The sequence below is a fragment of the Pseudomonas sp. WS 5411 genome, from assembly GCF_012985595.1.
GTDB classification, from domain to species: Bacteria; Pseudomonadota; Gammaproteobacteria; order Pseudomonadales; family Pseudomonadaceae; genus Aquipseudomonas; species Aquipseudomonas shahriarae.
Genome location: NZ_JAARMC010000009.1, coordinates 145,772 through 169,248, shown reverse-complemented (window position 1 = coordinate 169,248; position 23,477 = coordinate 145,772). Strand labels below are relative to the sequence as shown.

19 protein-coding genes are annotated in these 23,477 nt (G+C 62.3%); 9 read left to right on the top strand and 10 right to left on the bottom strand.

The features are described from left to right. Positions 1-371: 371 nt before the first annotated feature. Entirely contained in the window at positions 372-1,268 is an 897-nt protein-coding gene (locus HBR93_RS15310) for a cation diffusion facilitator family transporter (protein ID WP_169960615.1), read from the top strand. A 3-nt stretch (positions 1,269-1,271) separates the two neighbouring features. Here the strand turns inward: HBR93_RS15310 and HBR93_RS15305 are convergent, their stop codons facing one another. Next, positions 1,272-1,946: a heavy metal response regulator transcription factor gene (locus tag HBR93_RS15305; protein WP_120731594.1), complete on the bottom strand. Its 675-nt coding sequence runs from the start codon at positions 1,944-1,946 to the stop codon at positions 1,272-1,274. 183 nt (positions 1,947-2,129) lie between these two features. On the opposite strand from HBR93_RS15305, the gene HBR93_RS15300 reads away from it, so the two are divergent. The 3 genes from HBR93_RS15300 to HBR93_RS15290 are packed head-to-tail and all read left to right on the top strand — an operon-like array spanning position 2,130 to position 7,702. Continuing rightward, positions 2,130-3,353: a TolC family protein gene (locus HBR93_RS15300; RefSeq protein ID WP_057442054.1), complete on the top strand. Its 1,224-nt coding sequence runs from the start codon at positions 2,130-2,132 to the stop codon at positions 3,351-3,353. A 17-nt stretch (positions 3,354-3,370) separates the two neighbouring features. Then, a complete protein-coding gene (locus tag HBR93_RS15295; protein WP_169960614.1) occupies positions 3,371-4,534 on the top strand; it encodes an efflux RND transporter periplasmic adaptor subunit in 1,164 nt (387 codons plus the stop codon). Between the two features lie 18 nt (positions 4,535-4,552). After that, positions 4,553-7,702, top strand: a complete 3,150-nt coding sequence (locus HBR93_RS15290; RefSeq protein WP_057958267.1) for a CusA/CzcA family heavy metal efflux RND transporter — start codon at positions 4,553-4,555, stop codon at positions 7,700-7,702. Between the two features lie 95 nt (positions 7,703-7,797). Here the strand turns inward: HBR93_RS15290 and HBR93_RS15285 are convergent, their stop codons facing one another. The 4 genes from HBR93_RS15285 to HBR93_RS15270 all read right to left on the bottom strand — a co-directional run bounded on the left by HBR93_RS15285 (position 7,798) and on the right by HBR93_RS15270 (position 11,854). Continuing rightward, entirely contained in the window at positions 7,798-9,204 is a 1,407-nt protein-coding gene (locus tag HBR93_RS15285; protein WP_115127405.1) for a heavy metal sensor histidine kinase, read from the bottom strand. After that, on the bottom strand, positions 9,201-9,875 hold the full coding sequence (locus tag HBR93_RS15280; RefSeq protein WP_057958269.1) for a heavy metal response regulator transcription factor: 675 nt from the start codon (positions 9,873-9,875) through the stop codon (positions 9,201-9,203). The genes HBR93_RS15285 and HBR93_RS15280 overlap by 4 nt, the downstream gene beginning before the upstream one ends. 291 nt (positions 9,876-10,166) lie before the next feature. Next, on the bottom strand, positions 10,167-10,340 hold the full coding sequence (locus tag HBR93_RS15275) for a hypothetical protein (RefSeq protein WP_162947689.1): 174 nt from the start codon (positions 10,338-10,340) through the stop codon (positions 10,167-10,169). Between the two features lie 185 nt (positions 10,341-10,525). Beyond that, positions 10,526-11,854: an OprD family porin gene (locus tag HBR93_RS15270; protein ID WP_115127407.1), complete on the bottom strand. Its 1,329-nt coding sequence runs from the start codon at positions 11,852-11,854 to the stop codon at positions 10,526-10,528. A 359-nt stretch (positions 11,855-12,213) separates the two neighbouring features. Here HBR93_RS15270 and HBR93_RS15265 point away from each other — a divergent pair, with 359 nt between their 5' ends. Continuing rightward, positions 12,214-13,530, top strand: a complete 1,317-nt coding sequence (locus HBR93_RS15265) for a PAS domain-containing methyl-accepting chemotaxis protein (RefSeq protein WP_120731600.1) — start codon at positions 12,214-12,216, stop codon at positions 13,528-13,530. 35 nt (positions 13,531-13,565) lie between these two features. Here the strand turns inward: HBR93_RS15265 and HBR93_RS15260 are convergent, their stop codons facing one another. Both HBR93_RS15260 and HBR93_RS15255 read right to left on the bottom strand, forming a co-directional pair. After that, positions 13,566-14,081: a GNAT family N-acetyltransferase gene (locus HBR93_RS15260; protein ID WP_057442037.1), complete on the bottom strand. Its 516-nt coding sequence runs from the start codon at positions 14,079-14,081 to the stop codon at positions 13,566-13,568. Between the two features lie 72 nt (positions 14,082-14,153). Further along, the gene (locus HBR93_RS15255) at positions 14,154-15,038 is read right to left on the bottom strand and encodes a LysR family transcriptional regulator (RefSeq protein WP_057442035.1); all 885 of its coding nucleotides are present in this window, start codon (positions 15,036-15,038) and stop codon (positions 14,154-14,156) included. 94 nt (positions 15,039-15,132) lie between these two features. Here HBR93_RS15255 and HBR93_RS15250 point away from each other — a divergent pair, with 94 nt between their 5' ends. After that, positions 15,133-16,533: an MFS transporter gene (locus tag HBR93_RS15250; protein WP_169960613.1), complete on the top strand. Its 1,401-nt coding sequence runs from the start codon at positions 15,133-15,135 to the stop codon at positions 16,531-16,533. Between the two features lie 22 nt (positions 16,534-16,555). On the opposite strand, the gene HBR93_RS15245 is transcribed toward HBR93_RS15250, so the two are convergent. After that, the gene (locus HBR93_RS15245; protein WP_057442033.1) at positions 16,556-17,365 is read right to left on the bottom strand and encodes an AraC family transcriptional regulator; all 810 of its coding nucleotides are present in this window, start codon (positions 17,363-17,365) and stop codon (positions 16,556-16,558) included. A gap of 153 nt (positions 17,366-17,518) precedes the next feature. On the opposite strand from HBR93_RS15245, the gene ddlA reads away from it, so the two are divergent. Beyond that, on the top strand, positions 17,519-18,613 hold the full coding sequence (gene ddlA / locus HBR93_RS15240) for a D-alanine--D-alanine ligase (RefSeq protein WP_057442032.1): 1,095 nt from the start codon (positions 17,519-17,521) through the stop codon (positions 18,611-18,613). 116 nt (positions 18,614-18,729) lie between these two features. Here the strand turns inward: ddlA and ggt are convergent, their stop codons facing one another. Further along, positions 18,730-20,574 (bottom strand): gamma-glutamyltransferase, encoded by a 1,845-nt coding sequence (gene ggt, locus HBR93_RS15235; RefSeq protein WP_169960612.1) that lies wholly within the window; start codon positions 20,572-20,574, stop codon positions 18,730-18,732. A 309-nt stretch (positions 20,575-20,883) separates the two neighbouring features. Here ggt and HBR93_RS15230 point away from each other — a divergent pair, with 309 nt between their 5' ends. Together HBR93_RS15230 and HBR93_RS27005 are read left to right on the top strand one after the other, a co-directional pair. Then, positions 20,884-22,938 (top strand): TonB-dependent receptor, encoded by a 2,055-nt coding sequence (locus HBR93_RS15230; protein WP_057442027.1) that lies wholly within the window; start codon positions 20,884-20,886, stop codon positions 22,936-22,938. Positions 22,939-22,947: 9 nt separating this feature from the next. Continuing rightward, positions 22,948-23,082 carry a hypothetical protein gene (locus tag HBR93_RS27005; protein WP_262377305.1) on the top strand — a complete coding sequence of 45 codons (135 nt, stop codon included), beginning with the start codon at positions 22,948-22,950 and terminating at the stop codon, positions 23,080-23,082. Between the two features lie 67 nt (positions 23,083-23,149). On the opposite strand, the gene HBR93_RS27000 is transcribed toward HBR93_RS27005, so the two are convergent. Continuing rightward, positions 23,150-23,416, bottom strand: coding sequence for a hypothetical protein (locus HBR93_RS27000; RefSeq protein WP_233093299.1), 267 nt, complete (start codon positions 23,414-23,416; stop codon positions 23,150-23,152). Positions 23,417-23,477: the final 61 nt, after the last annotated feature.

The following is a 23,477-nucleotide window of genomic DNA, read 5'->3' as shown; positions in this document are numbered from 1 at the left end:
GTGGGAACGGGTTTGCCCGAATGCCGATCAGTTAAGCGAACGCAATGCTCACAGCAGTGAAGATCAAATGTGGGAGCGGGCTTGTCGGATCGCCGCATCGCCGCGAAGGCGTCGGCCCAGCCAACATTGATGTTGACTGACCCACTGCTTTCGCGAGCAAGCCCGCTCCCACAGGGGATCTGCGCTTAACTGACTGGCATTAGGGCTTGCCCGCGATGGCGGGGGGTCAGGGTGTATTGCTATCGCAGGCAAGCCAGATCCCCCATGTGGTTAACACCCCGCTGGCAGCGTTATGACAATTGTGAAATCCATACCAAAGGTTTCCATTTATCGCTCTATGATCAGCGCACATCCCCCCACGAGGACATGCCATGAGTGCAGGACACAGCCACGCCACCGTACGCGCCGGTCATGAACGCAAGTTATGGATGGCCCTGGGCCTGACCGGCAGTTTCATGATTGCCGAAGTGATCGGCGCCTTTGTCACCGGCAGCCTGGCGCTGTTGTCCGACGCCGCCCATATGATGACTGACACCCTGGCCCTGGCCATTTCCCTGGTGGCCATCCAGGTGGCCAAGCGCGCTGCGGACCGCAAGCGCACCTTTGGCTATGCGCGCTTCGAAATCCTCGCCGCCGCGTTCAACGCATTGCTGCTGTTCGGGGTGGCGTTCTACATCCTCTATGAGGCTTACCTGCGCCTGCAGGCACCGGCCGAAATCCAGTCCACCGGCATGCTGGTGATTGCCGTGCTCGGCCTGATCGTCAACCTGATTTCCATGCGCCTGCTCAGCGCGGCCAGTGGCGAGAGCCTGAACGTCAAGGGCGCCTACCTGGAGGTCTGGAGCGATATGCTCGGCTCCATCGGGGTGATCATTGCCGCTGTGCTGATCATGTTCACCGGTTGGGGCTGGGTCGACTCGGTGGTGGCCGCCGCGATTGGTTTTTGGGTGGTGCCGCGAACCTGGACACTGCTCAAGGCCAGCATGAACGTGCTGCTGCAAGGTGTGCCGGACGGCATTGATATCGACGCGGTAGAGCAGGCCATTCACGCGGTGCCAGGGGTCAGGGAGGTGCATGACTTGCACATCTGGGCCCTGACCAGCGGCAAGAACGTGCTGAGCACCCATCTGGTGGTGGACCCGGCGCAGGGCAGCGAGCAACAGGTCCTCGCCCAGGTGACGGAATTGCTGCATGAGCAATTCGATATTTCCCACGTCACCATTCAGATCGAAGGCGCGGGCTTTCATCAGGAACCCCTCACGCACTGACCGCTATTCGCGGTCTTCCAGCACGTAGCCCACCCCGCGCAAGGTATGGATCAACTTGCGCTCGAACGGGTCGTCGATCTTTGCGCGCAGGCGGCGGATCGAGACCTCGACCACATTGGTGTCGCAATCGAAGTTCATGTCCCACACAAACGAGATGATTTGCGTGCGTGACAGCACCACGCCGCTCTGGCGCATCAGCAGGTGCAGCAAGGCAAACTCTTTGGTGGTCAGGTCGATCCGCTGGCTGCCGCGAAAGGCCCGGTGGCGACCCTGGTCCAGTTCCAGGTCGGCCACCCGCAGCACGTCCGGCACTGCGCTCTCGATGCTGCGGCGCATCAGGCTGCGGACCCGGGCCAGCAGTTCGGGAAACTCGAAAGGCTTGACCAGATAGTCGTCGGCACCCAGCTCCAGGCCTTTGATTTTGTCGGCCAGGCGCCCTTGGGCGGTGAGCATCATGATGCGTGTGTTGCTGCTCTGGCGGATGCGTTGCAACACCTCCCAGCCGTCCATCAGCGGTAGGTTCACATCCAGGATCACTAGGTCATAGGCGTATTGCCGCGCCAGGTGCACACCGTCGGCGCCGCTGGCCGCGCAGTCGACCACATAGCCACTTTCGCTCAGTCCCTGAAGCAAGTACTCCGCCGTTTTCAGTTCATCTTCGATAACCAGGATTCGCATGTAGAGCGTGCCTCGGGGCAGGAGAAAGGATCTGCATAGTTGCGCGCAGATTAAAGCAAAAGCCCGGACCAGAGCCTTTGCTAACGGATTTGTAATGTTCCGGCCACCCCTCTGATAAGGAGCGAAAGCTACATTGCCCCTGCTTGGATTTGTTCGCCAACTCATGGGTGTGGAACGCTTGTTATGCCAACGTTTTTAAGAACAATTGTGTGCTCTGTAGTGGGGGTCTTGGCGCTGTCCCAAGTGGCAAGCGCCCAGACCCTGACCCTTGAATCGGCCCTGCAAAGTGCGTTTGCCGGCAACCCGGACCTGGCCGCAGCCCAGTGGGAAATCGAGATTGCCCAGGGTGGGCGGCAACAGGCCGGGCTGATCCCCAACCCGGTGGCCTCCTGGGACGCCGAAGACACCCGCCGGAGCACGCGCACCACCACCGTCAAGCTGAGCCAGACCCTGGAGTTGGGTGGCAAGCGCGGGGCACGCATCGACGTGGCCTCGCGGGCACAAGATGCGGCCGCCCAGGAACTGGAACAGCGGCGTAACCTGCTGCGGGCCGAGGTCATCGAGGGCTTTTATGGCGCGCTGCGGGCCCAGGAACGCCTGGAGCTGGCCCAACGCTCGATGGCGCTGGCCGAGCGCGGCCTGGTGATTGCCAATGGCCGGGTCACGGCGGGCAAGGCGTCGCCGGTCGAAGCCACCCGCGCCCAGGTACAGCTCTCGGAAATCCGCCTGGAGCGCAGCCGCGCCGAGATTGGTGTGAGTGATGCCTATCGCCGCCTGGCCGCCATCACTGGCAGCGCCAACATCGGCTTTGAGCGTGTCGAGTCAGGGGCCCTGAACACCCCGGCGTTGCCTTCGGCCACCCAACTGCTGGCGCGCCTGGAGAGCACCGCCGAGCTGCGCCTGGCGGAGCTGCAAATCCAGCAACGGGAAGCCGGCCTGGGCCTGGAAAAGGCCCAGCGGATTCCCGACCTCGACGTGTCCATCGGCAGCCAGTACGACGCCAGCGTGCGTGAGCGGGTGAACCTGGTGGGCGTATCGATGCCGATCCCGCTGTTCAATCGCAACCAGGGCAATGTACTGGCCGCCAGCCGCCGTGCCGACCAGGCCCGGGATTTGCGCAACGCCACCGAGCTGCGCCTGCGCACCGAAACCCGCCAGGCCCTGGACCTGTGGGCGACGGCCAACAGTGAAGTGCGCGCGTTCAACCAAGTGATCCTGCCCGCCGCCCAAAGCGCGGTGGACAGCGCCACCCGTGGTTTTGAGATGGGCAAGTTCAACTTCCTCGAGGTACTCGACGCCCAGCGCACCTTGATCGCCGCCCGCACCCAATACCTCGCCGCACTCGCCCAGGCCACCGATGCCTGGGTGCGCATCGAACGGATTTACGGCGACCTCGCCCGCATTTGATCTTTCAGGAGTTCCCCATGAACAAACTACAAGGCCTGGCTTTGGCCGTTGCAGTGGCCGTCGCCCTCGGGGCGATAGTGTTTTGGCCAGCCACCAGCGTGGCGCCTCAGGCACCGGTAGCGCACGTCGAAGCACCGCAGGAAGAAGAGGAAGAGGGTGTGCTGGTGCTCAATGAACAGCAGATCCAGGCCGCCGGCATTCAACTGGCCAAGGCCCAACCCCGGCAAATCAGCAGCGTGCTGTCGTTGCCGGGCGAGGTGCGATTCGATGAAGACCGCACCTCGCATATCGTGCCCCGTGCAGCGGGTGTGGTGGAGTCGGTCAGGGTCAACCTTGGTCAGAAGGTCAAGCAGGGCGAGCTATTGGCGGTGATCGCCAGCCAGCAGATTTCCGATCAGCGCAGTGAGTTGGCCGCCAGCGAACGCCGGGTCGAGCTGGCCCGCACCACCTTCCAGCGCGAGCGCCAGTTATGGCAGGACAAAATCTCTGCCGAACAGGATTACCTGCTGGCCCGCCAGACCCTGCAAGAGGCCGAGATCGCCCTGAACAATGCGCGGCAAAAGATGAATGCCTTGAGCGGCAGCGCGGTTCTGGTCGGCGGCAATCGCTATGAGTTGCGTGCGCCGTTTGCCGGGGTGGTGGTGGAAAAACACCTGGGTGTCGGCGAAGTGGTGAGTGAGACCAGCGCTGCCTTCACCCTGTCGGACCTGTCCCAGGTGTGGGTCACGTTTGGGGTGTTTCCCAAGGACTTGAACAAGGTCCAGGTGGGCCGGCCGGTGAAGGTCAGTTCCACGGAAATGGGCACCGATGTGATGGGCACCGTGGCCTATGTCGGCAACTTGCTGGGCGAGCAGACCCGCACCGCAATGGTCCGGGTCAACGTACCCAACCCCGACGACTCGTGGCGCCCCGGGTTGTTCGTGGCGGTGCAGGTGGCCACGGATACCTACTCGGCGGCGGTCACCGTGCCGGTGGAGGCGATCCAGACCGTGGAAGACAAACCGTCGCTGTTTGTGCGCACTGCCGAAGGCTTCGCCACCCGCCACGTCGAGCTGGGGGTCAGTGAAAACGGCTTCGTCGAAGTGCGCCAGGGCCTGGAGGCCGGCGCCCAGGTGGCGGCCGTTGGCAGCTTCGTCCTCAAGTCCGAGCTGGGCAAGGCTTCGGCCGAGCACGCCCATTGATCCTGCGAGTGATTGCCCATGTTTGAACGTCTGATTCAATTTGCCATCGAGCAGCGCATCATCGTGCTGCTGGCCGTGTTGCTGATGGCCGGTGTCGGCATCGCCAGTTACCAGAAACTGCCGATCGACGCGGTGCCGGACATCACCAACGTCCAGGTGCAGATCAACTCGGCGGCGGCCGGTTTTTCGCCGCTGGAAACCGAGCAGCGCATCACCTTTCCCATCGAAACCGCCATGGCCGGCCTGCCGGGCTTGCAGCAGACTCGTTCACTGTCGCGCTCGGGGCTGTCCCAGGTCACGGTGATCTTCAAGGACGGCACTGATCTGTTCTTCGCCCGGCAACTGGTGAATGAGCGGCTGCAAGTGGCCCGCGAGCAACTGCCGGACGGCATTGAAACGGCGATGGGGCCGATTTCCACGGGGCTCGGGGAAATATTCCTGTGGACCGTGGAGGCTGAAGACGGCGCGCGCAAGGAAGACGGCTCGGCCTACACCCCGACGGACCTGCGGGTGATCCAGGACTGGATCATCAAGCCACAGTTGCGCAACGTGCCCGGCGTGGCCGAGATCAATACCATCGGCGGCTTTGCCAAGGAATACCAGATCGCCCCGGACCCCAAGCGTCTGGCGGCCTACAACCTGACCTTGAGTGATCTGGTGACGGCGCTGGAGCGCAACAACGCCAACGTTGGCGCCGGGTATATCGAGCGCAGCGGCGAGCAGTTGCTGATTCGCGCGCCGGGGCAGGTGGCGTCCATCGACGACATCGCCAATATCGTGATCAACACCGTGGACGGCACGCCGATCCGCGTGCGCAATGTGGCCCAGGTCGATATCGGCCGTGAGCTGCGTACTGGTGCGGCCACCGAAAATGGTCGTGAAGTGGTGCTCGGCACGGTCTTTATGTTGATCGGTGAAAACAGCCGCACCGTGTCCCAGGCCGTGGCGAAAAAGCTCGAAGAGATCAACCGTTCACTGCCCGAAGGCGTGGTCGCGGTCACGGTTTACGACCGCACCAACCTGGTGGAAAAAGCCATCGCCACCGTGAAGAAAAACCTCTTCGAAGGTGCGCTGCTGGTGATCGTGGTTCTGTTCTTGTTCCTCGGCAATATCCGCGCGGCGTTGATCACCGCGATGGTGATTCCGCTGGCCATGCTGTTCACGTTTACCGGGATGTTCACCAACAAGGTCAGCGCCAACCTGATGAGCCTGGGCGCGCTGGACTTCGGGATTATCGTCGATGGTGCGGTGGTGATCGTCGAGAATGCGATCCGCCGCCTGGCCCATGCGCAGCAACGCCATGGCCGCCTGCTGACCCGTAGCGAGCGCCTGCACGAAGTGTTCGCCGCCGCCAAGGAAGCGCGCCGTGCGCTGATCTTTGGACAACTGATCATCATGGTGGTGTACCTGCCGATCTTCGCCTTGACGGGCGTGGCCGGGAAAATGTTCCACCCCATGGCGTTCACCGTGGTCATGGCCTTGCTGGGCGCGATGATTCTGTCGGTGACGTTTGTCCCCGCGGCGATTGCGCTGTTCGTCACCGGCAAGGTCAAGGAAGACGAAAACTGGGTGATGCGCAACGCGCGCCGGGGTTATGCGCCGGTGCTGGATTGGGTGATGGCGCACCGTACGTGGGCGTTTGGCCTGGCACTGTTGACCATCGTGCTCTCCGGCGCCGTGGCCAGCCGCATGGGCAGCGAGTTTATCCCCAGCCTCAGCGAAGGTGACTTCGCCCAGCAAGCCTTGCGCGTGCCGGGCACCAGCCTCACGCAGTCGGTGCAGATGCAGCAGCAACTGGAAAAAACCTTGATGGAACAGGTGCCGGAAATCCAGCGGGTATTTGCCCGTACCGGCACCGCAGAAATTGCCTCCGACCCGATGCCGCCGAATATTTCCGACGCCTATCTGATGCTCAAACCCAAGGACCAGTGGCCGGATCCGAAAAAGTCCCGCGAAGCCCTGATCGCCGATATCCAGCGCGCCAGTGCGATTGTGCCGGGCAGCCAGTACGAGTTGTCGCAACCGATCCAGCTGCGGTTCAACGAGTTGATTTCCGGGGTGCGCAGCGATGTGGCGGTGAAGGTGTTTGGCGATGATATGGCGGTGCTGAACAAGACTGCCGGGGAGATTGCCGAAACCTTGCAGAAGCTCGACGGCGCCTCGGAAGTGAAAGTGGAACAGACCTCCGGCCTGCCGGTGCTGACCATCAACATCGACCGCGACAAGGCCGCGCGCTTTGGCCTGAACGTGGGCGATGTGCAAGACACCATCGCGGTGGCCGTGGGTGGGCGCCAGGCCGGCACGATGTACGAAGGCGACCGACGCTTTGACATGGTGGTGCGCTTGTCAGAAACCCTGCGTACCGATATCGAGGGCTTGTCGCGGCTGTTGATCCCGATCCCGGCGCTGGCCGGCAATACCACGGGGCAACTGGGCTTTATCGCCTTGTCGCAAGTGGCCAGCCTGGACCTGGTGCTGGGCCCGAACCAGATCAGCCGCGAAAACGGCAAGCGCCTGGTGATCGTCAGCGCCAACGTGCGGGGGCGGGATATCGGTTCCTTTGTTGCCGAGGCGGAAAACGCGTTGGCGACACAGGTGAAAATCCCCGCCGGCTACTGGACCACCTGGGGCGGCCAGTTCGAGCAACTCAAGGAAGCGTCCGAGCGCCTGCAGGTGGTGGTGCCGGTGGCATTGCTGCTGGTGTTCGGCTTGTTGTTCATGATGTTCAACAACCTCAAGGATGGGTTGCTGGTGTTCACCGGGATTCCCTTCGCCCTGACCGGTGGGATCATGGCGCTGTGGTTGCGCGATATTCCGTTGTCGATTTCCGCCGGGGTGGGATTTATCGCGCTGTCGGGGGTGGCAGTGCTCAATGGCCTGGTGATGATCGCGTTTATCCGCAACCTGCGCGAGGAAGGGCGTTCGCTGACGGTGGCGATCAACGAGGGGGCACTGACCCGTTTGCGCCCGGTGTTGATGACCGCGCTGGTCGCGTCCCTCGGGTTTATCCCCATGGCCCTGGCCACTGGCACCGGCGCTGAAGTGCAACGGCCACTGGCGACGGTGGTGATTGGCGGGATTATTTCTTCGACGCTGCTGACGTTGCTGGTACTGCCTGCGCTCTACCACTGGGCCCATCGTCGCGATGAGGAGCAGGAGCCCCAGTGACCTTGGGGGAGTGGGGCAAGCTCCCTCACCACAACAAACCCCCAGCTGGCCATGGCAAGCATGTTCAGCAGGGGGCCGGACCACTAAGAGGGTTGCTACGGGGCTTTTGGGGCGGCAGACAGGGCGGGGAATATCAGTCGGAACGAGGTCACGCCACCCAGCACGCTGGTGGCCTCGGCCTGGCCCTGGTGCAGGCTGATGATCGAACGCACAATCGCCAGGCCCAGCCCGGTGCCGCCCTCGCTGCGTGCGCGGCTGTTGTCGGCGCGGTAGAAACGTTCGAACAGGTGGGGCAGGTGTTGCGCTTCAATGCCTGCGCCTGGGTTGCTCACGGTGAGTGAGACGCGCTGGTCGTGGCTGTCGATCTGCAATGCAATGCCAGAGCCGTGCGGGCTGTGGCGGATCGCATTGGACAGCAGGTTGGAAATGGCCCGCTGGATCATCAGCCGATCCCCCAGGACCCAGGCGTCGCCGGCCAGGTTCAGGCGCAACCCTTTGTCTTCGGCGCTCAAGGCAAACAGGTCCATGACCCGCAGCGCTTCATCCCGCAGGTTCACCGTGGTAAACGACACCCGCGCCGCCGGATGGCTGACCTGGGCGAGAAACAGCATGTCGGCGACGATCCGCGCCAAGCGGTCCAGCTCTTCGGTGCTGGACTCCAGCGCCGATTTGTACTCGTCGGGCGCCCGGGCGCGGGACAGTGTCACCTGGGCCTTGCCCATCAGGTTGGTCAGGGGCGCACGCAGTTCGTGGGCCAGGTCGTCGGAGAATTGCGACAACTGCTGCACACCGGCATCCAGCCGGTCGAGCATCACATTGATGCCCCGCGCCAGTTCGCTGAGTTCCCGGGGCAGATTCTCGACGGCCAGGCGATGGCTCAGGTCCTGGGTGGTGACTTTGCCGGCGACGCGGCTGAATTGCTGCAACGGTGCCAGCCCGCGCTGCACCAGCCACCAGGCGCCCATGCCGATCAGGATCAGCAACAGCGGCAGGGCGATAACCGTGGATTGCAGATAGGCACTGAGCAGCGCCTGGTCGTCGGAACGGTCCAGGGACAGCAACACCCGCACCTTCTCCCCGGTGTGCAGGGGCATCAGGCTCGATGCGCTGAGGATCTGGTTGCCGCGCCCATCGGTCCAGTTGAAAAAGCCCAGGGTCGGCCTGGCGGCAAAGTCGAGCAGCAAGGGTTCCTGGGGTTTGGCGCCGACGCTCAGCAGCACCGTACTGGCGGGCGACGGGCCGATGATGGTCAGGTAGAAATTGTCGTGGCCCATCACCAGGTCCAGCAGCGAATGGGGCCGGGCGCTGATGTCGCGGGTGTTGAGATCCTGCAGCAGGCTGTGCTGGATCTGCTCCATCTTGCTTTCCAGGCCCTTGCGCGCGAGGTTTTCCAGCTCGTGGGTGAGGGCCAGGTACGCCAGGGTCGCCAGCAACAGCACCAGGCCGGCGCCCATCAGGCTGACGGTGAGCCCCAGGCGCATGGATAAACTGCCAGGTCTCATTGGCGTGCTTCCAACACATAGCCCACGCCACGAATGGTATGGATCAACTTGACCTCGCTCTGGTCGTCGATCTTGGCCCGTAGCCGGCTGATCGACACCTCCACCACGTTGGTGTCGCAGTCGAAGTTCATGTCCCAGACCAGGGAAATGATCTGCGTGCGCGTCAGGACTTCGCCGCTCTGGCGCATCAAAACCTGCAGCAGCGTGAACTCCTTGGTGGTCAGGTCGATGCGCCGCGTGCCCCGGTACGCTCGGTGACGACGTGGGTCCAGCTCCAGGTCCGAGACGCGGAATACTTCCGGCAGCGCAATCGGCTCGCTGCGTCGCAGCAATGAACGCACCCTGGCCAGCAACTCGGGAAACTCGAAGGGTTTGACCAGGTAATCATCGGCGCCCATGTCCAGGCCCTTGATCTTGTCGGCCAGCCGGCCACGGGCGGTGAGCATCATCACCCGCAAGGTGTTGTTGCGGCGCAGTTGTTCCAGCACCTGCCAGCCGTCCTTGCCGGGCAGGTTGACGTCAAGGATCACCAGTTCGTAGCGGTGTTGCTCGGCCAGGTGCAGGCCGTCGATGCCGCTGGCGGCACAATCGACGACATAACCACTTTCACTCAAGCCTTGATGCAAGTAGTCGGCAGTTTTTGGCTCGTCCTCAACCACAAGGATACGCATGCAGATTGACCTCATACTGGTAAGCGGAAAGGCGACGGGAGCTACGCGAGATAAGGGCTGTAGTCCCAAAAGTAGGAAAATTCTGAGCCTTGAAGCTACTTCAGGGTCAAGGCGCATCCCGCGCAATCCTGCTGTTTGGGCACAGGTGCGACGATTGGTCGCTGTGGGCGGGGCTTTGACTCCACTGGGCAGGCAAAAAAAAGCGCCCGTGAGGGCGCTAAAAATTCATCTCCTTCCAAAGGAGCTCCACAAAAAAAGCTTCAAGAGATGAATGTGCTCGGAGTGCGCCGCTCAGGTCGAGGGCGCGGGTGTTTGCTGGGTTAGCACTTGGGTGCCATGGATCTGTTGCTGTTGCTGGCGAAATTCAGCCAGCAACTGACGGGAGCGCTCGCCGCCATCGTCGGCCAGCGCTGCGGTGGAGGCCGCAATGAGCAAACCGGTGAATAAACTATGCAGTACCTTCATCAACCTTCTCCGCAAAAGACCCGTGCCGTTAGTTGCCCAAAGCTACTCGGCCGGTCGATGCGGGCAGTATATGAAGTGCAACTTAACGAGAACGTGAGGCGCATATTACAGTTCTGACAGACTGCCAATTGTGAAGAAGTGCTAGTCAACGGCAAGTGAATGTAAGCACTTGCCGTTGGGGCCTATCAGAGGATGGCCAGCGGGTACTCCATGATCAGCCGGAACTCTTCCAGGTCTGATTCAAAGGCACTGGAGCGCACCGTGGCCTGGCGAATGCGCAGGGACAGGTCTTTCAAACTGCCGCCCTGAAATACATATTTGGCCTCGATGTCGCGCTCCCAGCGGCGCTGGTCAGTCAGCGGGTCGCCCGCGGCATCACGGCGCATATATACCGCGTTGGCGTTGCTGTAATCGGCGCCGGTGCCTTTGCCATAACGGGTCATGAACGACAGGCCGGGAATGCCGAAGGGCTGCATATCGAGGTCATAGCGCAGCGCCCACGAGCGCTCTTTTGGCGAGTTGAAATCGCTGTACTGGATCGAGTTGTCGAGGAAGATCGAGTCCGATTGGCGCAGGTAGTCGAAGTCATTGTTGCCGTTGTTGCGCTGGTGCGAGAGGGCCAGGCGATGGGCGCCGACCTTGACCCCGAGCTTGGCACTCCAGATGTTGTTGTTGAGTTCGCCCAGCAGTTTTTTACCCTCGTCCTGGGTGTTGTAGTAGTTGAAACCGCCAAACAGCGAGACTTCTTCCGTCAGCGGATAGCTGGCGGCGGTGCCGAAGTAGTACTGGTCCCAGGCGTCTTTCAAGCGGCTGCTGTAGAGGCTGAGGCTCAGGTGCGGGTTCAACTGATAGTCGCCACCGAAGTAACCGACCCAGGGCGAATTGAGGTTGCCGGCATAAAACGTCGCGAAGCCGTCACGCATACTGCTGCTGTTCGGCTGGCTCATGGCGTGCAAGCGTCCGCCCTGCAGGGTCAAGCCTTCCAGGCTGGTGTTTTCCAGGGTCACGCCGCGAAAGCTTTCCGGCAGCAGGCGTGAGTCGCCGTAATGCACCACCGGGGTTTGTGGAAAGACATCGCCGACTTTGACCACCGTATCCAACAGGCGCATTTTTACGGCACCGCCGAGTTTGCTGTAGTCGTCTTCAGGGCGATTGTCGCTGTCCACCGGCAACATGTCGAAGGAACCCCGGCCGCCGCTGCGCCCGGTGCCGGAGTCGAGCTTCAAGCCATACATCGCAAAGGCATCCAGGCCAAACCCTACAGTGCCTTGGGTGAACCCGGACTCGAACTTGCCGATCAGGCCCTGGGCCCACGCCTCTGAGTAGCCGTTGCCGGTCGGGCTGGACTGGCCTTTGCGGTCATCGCGGTTGAAGTAAAAGTTGCGTGCCAGCACGTTCAACGTACTGCCTTCGATAAAACCCTCGGGTTTATCTTCTGCGGCCATGCCCGCCAGCGGTGCAGCGCTGGCCAGTGCCGCAATGATGGAAAGGGAAAGTGTGCGGTTAGTACGCATGTATCGCTCCTCGGTGTTGGCAGCTATGAGCTTTTTTGGTCGCCTGGGGCGTTCTTATTGGAGAGCTGTCCCTGATACGGGGAGCCCGGCTCATAGTTGCAAACAGCGGATAACGCCGAGGTGGCATGCGCATTACAATTTTGCCAGCTCGACGCGGGATGACGGATTGGCAATCCGCACGCGAGCCTCCTGAAACGCGGCGTTGGTTACCTTGGAGTCCCAGGTCCTGAGGCGGCCCCGTCACAACGGCCGTTGAGGGACTGAAAAAATAGTTGAGTCGAACACTCAAGCCCTCTTCAGAAAACGCCAGAAGCGCCGATGGTTAGATAATCCACTCATCTCTGCCCTCTGGTGTTCCTATGTTCAATACCCGCTTGAAGCAGGAGCTGTCCGCTCTTCGCGAAGAACTGTCCAGCCTGCAGCAGGTCCAGGAAAGCCTGGAGAGCGAGATGCTGGCACTGAGCCTGGACCCCGAGGGCCGGATCGAGTCGGTCAACCAGAACTTCCTCGACGAAATGCTCTACAAATCCAGCGACCTGCTGGGCCATGCCATTCACGGGTTTGTGCCCGAGCATGTGAAACGCGATGAATTCCAGCAGCGCTTCAACAACGCCCTGAGCCGTGGCGAACACTATGCCGGCACCGTGCGCCTGTTGCGCGGCAACGGCAAGGAGGCGTGGTTGCGTTCCATCGTGCAGCCGGTGCGGAGCTCGGATGGGCGCATCAAGCGGTTTTCGGTGTACTCCAGCGACCTGACCCGCACCATCGAAGCCTCCCGCGAGCACGAAAACCTGATCACCGCCCTGGTGCGCTCCACGGCGGTGATCGAGTTTGACCTCAATGGCAACGTGCTGGCTGCCAACGAGCGTTTCCTGCAGGGCATGGGTTACAGCCTGGCGCAGATCCTGGGCAAGCCGCACCGTATGTTCTGTGAACCGCAGGATTACAACAGCGCCGAGTACCAGGCGTTCTGGAAGCGTTTGAACAGCGGTGAGTTTGTGGCCGGGCGCTTCAAGCGTGTCGACGCCCATGGTCGCGAGGTCTGGCTGGAAGCGTCCTATAACCCGGTACTGGATGCCAACAACCAGCTGTACAAAGTGGTCAAGTTCGCCACGGTGATCACCGACCAGATCAATCAGGAACGCGCGGTGGCCGAGGCCGCCAACATTGCCTACAGCACCTCGCTGCAAACCGACAGCAGCGCCCAGCGTGGTACCGCCGTGGTCACCCAGGCGGTGGAGGTGATGCGCGACCTGGCCAAACACATGGAACAGGCGGGTGAGGGGATCGAGGCCCTGAATGCTCAGTCCCAGGTGATTGGCAGTATCGTCAAGACCATCAGCGGGATTGCCGAGCAAACCAACCTGCTGGCGCTCAACGCCGCCATCGAAGCGGCCCGTGCCGGCGAGCAGGGGCGCGGGTTTGCGGTGGTGGCCGATGAAGTGCGGCAGTTGGCCTCGCGTACCAGCAAAGCCACTGAAGAAATCGTCGGCGTGGTGCGCCAGAACCAGGACATGGCCCGCGATGCCGTGGCGCTGATGACCGATGGCCGGCTGCAGGCCGAGCAGGGACTGTCCCTGGCGGCCGAGGCCGGTACGGTGATCGTCGAGATCCAGGACGGCGCGCAGAAAGTAGTGAGTGCGGTTGGCCAGTTTGCCAATCAGTTATCCAGCTAGGCCGCAGGCCGGCTCAAAGGCAGGAGTTGTGTTTGTCAGGGGGCATGGACCTCGAACAGCAATAGGTCGAACCACTGCCCATCGAGCAGGAACGCCTTGCGTGAATGCCCATACTGGGTAAAACCGCTGCGCTGCAACACCCGCAACGAGCCCGGGTTCTCCGGGCGCACAGTGGCCTCGATGCGCTTGAGGGCGTGCTCGCCAAAGGCTTTTTGCAGGCCCAGTGCCACAGCTTGCCGGGCCAGGCCGCGCCCCGTGAACTCGGCCCCCATGCGATAGCCCAGGGACGCTGAGTGATAGTAGCGGCGGCGCACCTGGGTAAAGTTGATCCGCCCCACCAGCACGCCGTTTTCGCGGATCAGGTACTGATAGGCGCGGTCTTCACTGGCCTCCAGCAGCGCACTCTCGATGGCGCGCTGTACCCCTTCCACGTTGTAGTAAGCCTCGGGCCGGGCATTGATCCAACTTTCGAAAAAGGCCCGATTGGCCAGCTCGAACGCCAGCAGCTCGTTCACGTCATCCCACTGGGGGGGCGTCAATGTCAGGTTCATCCGTGGAAAACCTCGCGGTGGTGGTAGCGCATCCTTTCTTCTCACACTCGGGGCGCCGGGTTCAAGCTCTGCTTACCATTGCGCCTGTGCCAAGGCATCGGCAAAGGCGATCAGCTTCGGCGAATACTGGCGTGACGGTGGATACACCAGGGAAATTGCGCGGCTGCGCCCCGCGAAGTCCTGCAGCAATGGCACCAGGCGCCCGGCGGCGAGGTCGTCGCGCACGGCAAAATCCATTACCTGAGCAATCCCGAAGCCGCCCACCGCGCCGTCCACCAGGGCATCGCCAAGATCGAAAATCAACCGCCCCTCGACATTTACATCGCGCACCTTGCCGTCGAGCATAAACTGCCAGTCCACCATCCGCCCGCTGCGCAGGTTGCGCACCGTGAGGCAGTTGTGGTCGCGCAGTTCTTCGACGGTTTGCGGCGTGCCAAAGCGGGCCAGGTAGTTGGGGGAGGCGACGGTTACCCAGCGCAAGGGCGTCAAGGCCCGGGCAATCAGGCGCTGGTCCTGGATCTCGCCGGTGCGCAGCAACGCATCGAAACCCTCGTCGACAATATCCACCAGGCGGTCGGTCATCACTGCTTCGATGCGCAAATCGGGGTAGCGCAAGGTCAGCTCACCAATCACGGGCATCACCACCTTGCGCCCGAACAACGACGGGGTGCTGATTTTCAGCAAACCGGAAGGTGTGCCGCGGCGATCGAGCATGAGCTTTTCGGCTTCGGCCAGCTCGGCCAGCAACGGTGCGCTGCGTTCATACAGCATTTGGCCATCCGGGGTCAGGCTGACGCTGCGGGTGTTGCGTTGCAGCAGGCGTACTCCCAGCTCGGCTTCCAGGCGCGAGATAGCGCGGGACAAGCCAGATTGCGTGAGCCCCAGGTCAGCAGCAGCGCGGGTGAAACTGCGGGTTTCGGCGACGCGTACCAGCAGGCGAAGGGCGTTCAAGTCCATGATTAAAGTCATAACTGAAAGAGTAGTAGGGCTATTTATCATCTGTTGAGCATGAAAGACACTGGCCGCACTCTTTTTTGCACAGGATGTTGTGATGCCCGCCACTCCCTCAAGTCGCCCCTCGGGCTGGATGCTGATGTTGCTGGCTACTGCGCAACTGATCATCGCCCTGGACGCGACTATCGTGTTTGTTGCCTTGCCGCAGATCGGCAGCCACCTGGGCTTTTCTGCCCAACAATTGCAGTGGGTGGTCAGTGCCTACACCGTGGCCTTTGGCGGTTTTCTATTACTCGGTGGCCGGGCCACGGACTTGCTGGGCAAGCGCCGTTTGTACCGGGTGGGCCAGTCGTTGTATGCACTGTCGTCGTTGGCGGCAGTACTGGGCGGTAGCGCGTTGCTGCTGGTGCTGGCGCGTGCGGTGCAGGGGGTGGGCGGCGCGCTGTTGTTTCCGGCGACCCTGGCCTTGATCAACACCCACTACGCCGAAGGGCCGCAGCGCAACCGGGCATTTGCGGTCTGGAGCGCGGCATCCGCTGCCGGGCTGGCGTTGGGGGCGTTGCTGGGCGGCGTGCTGACTCAGTGGTGGGGCTGGGAGGCGGTGTTTCTGGTCAACGTGCCGTTGGCAGGTGGTTGTGCCCTGGCGGCGCGCTACTGGATCCCCGCCGACGGTGAGCGCAGCCGTGGTCGCAGTTTTGATCTGGGCGGTGCGTTGACCGTCACGGTCGGCGCTACGCTGCTAGTGTTCGCCCTGGTGCAGGGGCCGGAGTGGGGCTGGACGGCGCCCGCGACCCTGGGCTGCATGCTGCTGGCGCTGGTCTTGCTTGGGCTGTTCGCCTGGATTGAACACCGTGGCCGCGACCCATTGATGCCGCTGCGCCTGTTGGGCTACCGCGAGTTGCGCATGGCCATGGTGCTGACAGCGGTGTTTATGAGCAGCTTTGGCGTGCAGTACTACTTTCTCGCGCTGTACTACCAGCAGATCTACCGCTACAGCGTGTTGCAGGCCGGGCTGGCGTTCTTGCCGGCGACGCTGGTGTGTACTTTGGGGATCTGGCTGGCGGAGCGCGCGCTGGTAAAAATCGGCTTGCGCAACACCCTGGTCAGCGGCCAGTTGGCGGGGGCGCTGGGGATTGCCCTGGTGTGCCTGGCGCTACCCACCGGCGCGGGATTCTGGTGGTTGTTGCCTGGGATCTTTATCCTGAGCCTTGGTCAGGGCATGACCTGGACCGCGATGTGGGTGGCCGCAGGCCTGGGTGTCAAGCCGGGGGAACTGGGTGTGGCGGCGGGCATGGCCTCGACCACGCAACAGATCGGCGGAGCGCTGGGGTTGGCGGTGCTGGTGTCGCTGGCCAATGCCAGCGGGGCGACGGGGGCGGGTCAAGCCCAGGGCATCGAGTTGGCATTGTGGTGGAGCGCGGGGATTGCGCTGGCCGGGGCGGGGGTGGCGATGCGGCTGCGAGCTCCACGGCAGGATGCGATAGCCGAAGCCACATAGGCCGCCCACAGTTGATCGCTTTTTAGCGGCCGAGCATCTTCACCCATCGCGAAGGCGGTATGCCAAAGGTGCTGCGAAACTGCCGGGTCATGTGGCTCTGGTCGGTGAACCCGGCGATCAGCGCCGCATCCACCAGTGACTGGCCCTGGCCCAGCAGGTTGCGCACCAGATCCAGGCGGCGCATGGTCAGGTAACGATAGGGGCTGGTGCCGAACAACAGGCGAAAGTCCCGCGACAAGGCCCAGCGATCCCGCCCGCAGTGCGCGGCCATTTCATCCAGGGTGATGCTGCGCCCCAGGGCGCTGTGGATAAATTCCCGGGCCCGCTCGGCGGCCTGGTAATCAAACGTCTTGCGGCTGACGCTGATGCCCGACGCGTTGTTCAGGGCATGGGCCAGGTCGAACAACGCGTCCTGCTCCTGCAGCGGGTCCAGCGGGCAGTCGAGCTGCTGCACAAAGGCCTGGCAGGCCCGGTGCAGCCATGGGTCGTTGGACAGCCCGTTGTGGATAAACGGCAACGGCTTGCCGCCGAGAACCTGCTGGATCTGCGCCGGCTCCACATAAATCATCCGGTACTTGAAGCCCTCGTCGCTGCCGGCCCAGCCATCGTGGACTTCGTCGGGGTGGATCACCATGGTCGTGCCCGGCAGGCTGTGGGTCTGGCCGCCGCGATAATGAAAGCTCTGCACACCGAACAGGGTATGGCCGATGGCGTAGGTATCGTGGCGATGAGGGTCGAAGCCGAACCCGGAGAAATATGCCTCGATCCGCTCCAGGCCGCTGGCATGAGGCGCCCGGTGCAGCCAGTCGATATTTGCAGTGGGTTTGCCCATGGGATGTTTTCGAAATATGTCGGATGGAGTTACGTTAACTGAGTCTGGGGCGGCTGTCTGCCAGGGTCTTGAACGATTGTGCGCGGCTTCAACGGTGGCAGGCTGCTGACCGCTCGTGGTAATAAACCCTACATTTCAAATGTGAGGCAGGTTATGAGCAAGTTGCGGGTAGGTATTATTTTTGGTGGGCGTTCGGCCGAGCATGAAGTGTCTTTGCAGTCGGCACGCAACATCGTCGACGCCCTCGACCGCACGCGCTTCGAGCCGGTACTGATCGGCATCGACAAGGCCGGCCACTGGCACCTCAACGACACCTCGAACTTCCTGCTCAACCAGGAAAACCCGGCGCTGATCGCTCTCAACCAGTCCAACCGCGAACTGGCGGTGGTGCCGGGCAAGGCCAGCCAGCAACTGGTGGAAACCTCGGGCCAGGGTTTACTGGAACACGTCGATGTGATCTTCCCCATCGTCCACGGCACCCTCGGCGAAGACGGTTGCCTGCAAGGCTTGCTGCGCATGGCGGACCTGCCGTTTGTGGGTTCCGACGTGCTGGGGTCGGCGGTGTGCATGGACAAGGACATCAGCAAGCGCCTGTTGCGTGATGCCGGTATCGCCGTGGCGCCCTTTATCACCCTTAACCGTGGCAACGCGGCACGCACAACCTTCGACCAGGCTCGGCAAAAGCTGGGGTTGCCCCTGTTCGTCAAACCGGCCAACCAAGGCTCCTCGGTGGGCGTGAGCAAGGTGGCTGACGAAGCCGAGTACCTGGCGGCGATTGAACTGGCCCTGGGTTTCGATGAAAAAGTGTTGGTGGAATCTGCCGTCAAAGGCCGCGAAATCGAATGCGCGGTGCTGGGCAACGAGCGTCCCATCGCCAGCGGTTGTGGTGAGATCGTGGTGCGTGACGGCTTCTATTCCTACGACAGCAAGTACATCGACGACCAGGCCGCCCAAGTGCTGGTGCCGGCGGACATCAGCGTCGAAGCCAGCGAACGCATTCGTGCCCTGGCCGTCGAGGCCTTTGAAGTGCTGGGCTGCGCCGGGCTGGCGCGGGTCGATGTGTTTCTTTGCGAGGACGGTGAAGTACTGATCAATGAGGTCAACTCACTGCCAGGGTTCACGCGCATCAGCATGTATCCCAAGCTGTGGCAGGCGGCGGGGATGAGCTACAGCGAACTGGTCAGCCGCCTGATCGAACTGGCGCTGGAGCGGCATGGGATGCGCAAGGGGCTGAAGATCAGTCGCTAAGCGTCAACCGCCATCGCCGGCAAGCCGGCTTCTACAGGGTATGGCGTATTCTGCCGTTAACTCTGTAGGAGCCGGCTTGCCAGCGATGAGGCCCGTAAAGGCGATACAACCCTGGGTCAATCCCCCAACGCTTCCCCTTCACGACGCGGATCCGCGCCCCCACTCCAGGTCGCCTTACCCTGGGCATCGCGTACTCGCACGATGGCCTGGGTGCCGCTGGTCATCTCGATCTCGCTCAAGGTATGCCCTCGCTCCTTGAGCGCCGCCTTCAACGGCTCGCTGAACAGCCCTTGCTCCAGCTCGGTCGCGCCGTTGCGGCTGCCGAAGTTGGGCAGGCCGATGGCGGCTTGCGGGTCGAGGTTCCAGTCGAGCATGCCCACCAGGGATTTACTCACGTATTCGATGATCTGCGATCCGCCGGGGGAGCCGACCGTGGCCAGCAGCTCGCCACTTTGGCGGTCGAAGACCAGGGTTGGCGCCATGGACGACCGGGGGCGTTTGCCCGGCTCGATGCGGTTGGCCACCGGCTGGCCGTTTTCCTCGGGGATAAAGGAAAAATCAGTCATCTGATTGTTCAGCAGGAAGCCCTGAACCATGACGTGGGAACCGAACGCGGCTTCGATGGTGGTGGTCATCGACACTGCGCCACCCAGGTCATCCACGGCCACCACTTGCGAGGTGGAAATGCGCAGCGGCGAGCGATCCGGCGCGTAGGCCACTTGAACGCCCATCGGTTGGCCGGGCTTGGCCACGCCCATGCTGCGTTCGCCGATCAATCCTGCGCGGCTGGCCAGGTAGCCGGGGGCGACCAGGCCCGCGACCGGCACCGGTACGAAGTCCGTATCGGCGACGTATTGCCCACGGTCGGCGTAAGCCAGGCGATCAGCTTCGGCAATCAGATGCACCGCTTCGGGCACCGGTTCCAGGCCGGCGGCTGTCGCGCTCTTCACCGGCTTGAGCGGCGCCAGGGCCCAGCGTGGGTCGCGGGCTTCGAGGGCCTGCAAGGTGCCGAGGATCTGCGCAATGGCCACCCCGCCTGAAGAGGGCGGTGGCATGCCGCACACTTGCCAGCGCTTGTAGTCGGTACACAGCGGCGCGCGCTCCTTGGCGCGGTAGCCCTTGAGATCGCTCAGTGCAAGGCGCCCCGTGTTCTGATGACCCTGGACCTTGCGTGCAATCTCCTCGGCGATCGGGCCGTGGTACAGCGCGTCGGGTCCTTCCTTGGCGATGCGCTTGAACACATTGGCCAGCGCCGGGTTTTTCAACAGGGTACCGGTGGCTTTCGGGCTGCCGTCGGCGTTGAGGAAGTACGCCGCCATGTCCGGTGACTGGCTGATGTAGCGGTCGGCGGCGATCAGGCTGTGCAGGCGCGGGGAAATCGCAAAGCCTTGCTCGGACAGCTGGATCGCCGGCACAAACAACTGCGCCCAGGGCAGACGGCCGCTGTGTTCGTGGGCCATCTTCAGCGCGCGCAGCACACCGGGGGTGGCGACCGAACGACCACCGATCTGCGCCTGGGCAAACGCCATCGGTGTGCCGTCGGCCTTCAACAACATATCGGCCGTGGCGCCGGCCGGGGCCGTTTCACGGCCGTCATAGGCCCGTACCTGCTTGCCATCCCACAGCATGATAAAGGCGCCACCACCGATCCCCGAGGACTGCGGCTCCACCAGTGTCAGCACCGCTTGCATGGCGATGGCCGCGTCAATCGCCGAGCCACCCTGGCGCAGGATCTTGCGCCCGGCTTCGGCCGCCAGCGGGTTGGCTGCCGCCGCCATATGGCGTTCGGCGTGGCGTACCGTCATGTCCGTGCGATAACCCGAACCCAGCTCCGGGGCGGGCGGCAGGTCGGGGGTGCTGGTGCTGTTGCAGGCACCGAGGCTGAGGGCGGCGATGATCACCGAGAGGCTGGTAAGGCGCTGCAAGCGTAGGTTGAAAAGCACGCGCTGAACTCCGTTCATTTTGAGAATGATCTGTTGTCCCTGGGGTGATGCTTGGCGGGTAAAACGCACCTGGCAGATATCTGCGGGGAGGAGGGCGGACACTAACAGCGGGAGACAGGAGCGTCAAAATCCCCCCTCCGGCTTCGGCGTTCTCGGCCATCTTGGCCTATGACCAGGCGTGGCGCAGACAACAAATTTGTTTCAAGCGCATGGGGTTGTTGCGAGATTTTTCAAAAACGTCTTTCTAAATGATAAGGATTTGCATTACGATCCTTGGCCTTTAATGCTCCACCATGGTGCATATTGGCCCAACAAGGACTGTTTGCAATGAAAACACCTCCCTGCCTTTTCAGCTCTCTTTTCCTCACCGCCGGCGTGCTGATCGCCGCCCCCGTGTTGCAGGCAGAAGAGATTGGCGAGGTCGATAAACACGCCGTCACCGAACTCGATACCTCATTCGTCACCGCCACCGGCGGCGCCACGGACCTGCGCGACGCACCGGCCAGCGTCAGCGTGATTACCCGCGAAGAAATCGAGCGCCAGCCGGTGTACGACCTCAATACCCTGCTGCGGCGTGTACCCGGGGTCACCGGTGGCTTCGGCCCGGTGGGCGAGCAATCGAAAATCAAACTGCGTGGCCTGGACGACAAGTACACCTTGATCCTGGTGGACGGCAAACGCCTCGGCGGTTCGGGAGACTTGAGCTATCGCCGCGACCTGGCGCGCCAGGACCTGAACTGGATCACCCCGAACATGATTGAGCGCATCGAGATCGTGCGCGGCCCCATGTCGTCGCTGTACGGCTCGGATGCCATGGGCGGGGTGATCAACATCATCACGCGCAAGGTCTCGAGCACCTGGAGCGGTTCGGCCAACGTCAACACCACGATTCCCGAAGATTCCGACCGGGGCCAGACCACCCAGACCAGCCTCAACCTGTCCGGGCCGTTGACCGAGTCCGTGGGCCTGCGCCTGGGCGCCAACCTGACCCGGCGGGCCGCCGATGAGGTCACGGCGCGCCTGGATAAGGATGGCGAGTTCATGTACGGCGACGGCGCTGGCGGCGCCAAGGACCATAGCGTCAACGCCTTGCTCGACTGGAAAATCAATGACGAGCAAAGTCTGTCGTTCGAGGCCGTGCATGGCGTCGAGCGCTCCTGGTCGAGCAAAAAGACCTTTGGCGATTGGGGCGAAACCCTCGGCGCTGGCTTCGGTCCTGGGCGGTTGATTCGCGACAGCTACTCGGTTTCCCACAGCGGGGACTGGAGTTTCGGCACCTCGAAGGTCGACCTGTACCTGAACAAATTCAAGAACGACATCGACTGGGGCAAATCCAGCGCCGAAGAGAAAATCGCCGAAGGCAGCCTGAACATTCCGTTTGAGTTGTTGCTCAGCCAGCGCATGACCGTGGGCGGGCAGTGGAAGCGTGAAGAACTGACCAACAGCGACACCCTGGGCACGGTGCCTGTGGACTACCAAGGCGCTGCGGTTTCCGGTTCGTCGCTTAAAGGTGACTACTCGGCCGCGTTTATCGAAGATGAGTTGTACCTGCTCGACAACCTGGCCCTGACCCTGGGCAACCGTTTCGACCACAGTCAAGACTATGGCAACCACAACAGCCCGCGGGCGTACCTGGTCTACCATCCGCACCCGGACTGGACCGTGCGCGGCGGTGTGTCCAAGGGCTTCCGTGCGCCAAGCCTGAAAGAGGGCAGCGCCGGCGCCGCCACTGAATCCGGCGGTCGCGGTTGCGGCTCCTTGAAACCCCTGGGTTATGTGAGCGGCAGTTGCTGGATGGCCGGTAACCCGAACCTGTCGCCAGAGACCAGCGTCAACAAGGAAATAGGCGTGTCCTTCGACCGTGACGGTTGGGAGGCCAGCCTGACCTACTTCCACACCGACTTCGAAGACAAGATCGAATACGCGCCACTGGGCCAGTTCCAGGGTCGCTGGTGGACCATGCTGGAAAACGTCGAAGAAGCGCGCACCCGCGGCTGGGAAGGCTCGGTTCGCGTACCATTGACCGATTCCCTGGACTGGCGCACCAACGCCACCTACATGCTGGAGAGCAAAAACCTGTCCACCGGCGAAGACCTGATCAGCGCGCCCAAGTTGTCGGCTTTCAGTGCAATCAACTGGCAAGCCACCGACACACTCAACACCGAACTGTCGGCGCAGCATGTCGGCAAGCAGCGGGGTGTGGGTAACGACTTCGTCAAGTCCTACACCACCTATGACCTGACGGCGAACCTGGCCGTGACCAAGTGGTTGACGCTCAATGGCGGCGTGCAGAACTTGCTGGATGAAGATGCGCGGGATGGTTCGACGACGTTCTATGTGCCGGGCCGGGCGTTTTTTGCCGGGGCTACGACTTACTTTTGAGGTGTAGCCATGCCCCGCGAGCAACAGGTGCTCGCGGGCTTGCTGATGGCTCAGTCCATTTTAGGATTGATCAAGGGGGTGATCCGCCCAGGCACCATTGATCTGAAGGTAGGCACGTGCCTTGCCTTCGGTTTTGAATCCTAAGTGCGTTAACAGACGCGCGCTGCGCAGGTTCTCCGGTCGGTCATTGGCCATGGTCCGGTACAGCTTCCTACCCTCGATGCTCATCGCTATCGCGCATCAGCACGTGCAAGGCCTCGCCGCTGGCGGCTTTGTGCTCCATCAACCGCAGCCGTTCAGTCACGGCATCAAGGTTGAAAAATCCATCATCTCGCAGCGGTTCCCACGGTTGGAGATAGGTACGATTTTCCAGCAAATAAGTGTGCATTGTTGCCGCATGAGATGCATGGGCCGTGCGCAGTACCAACCGATGGGTCGTCAGGGGATCAACAAGGGGAGCTGCCTTGTTACCTTTCAACGTTCACCTCGGATCATTTGGTGATAAAGGTAGCGATAGAGCCGTTGCGGGCGAGCCCGCC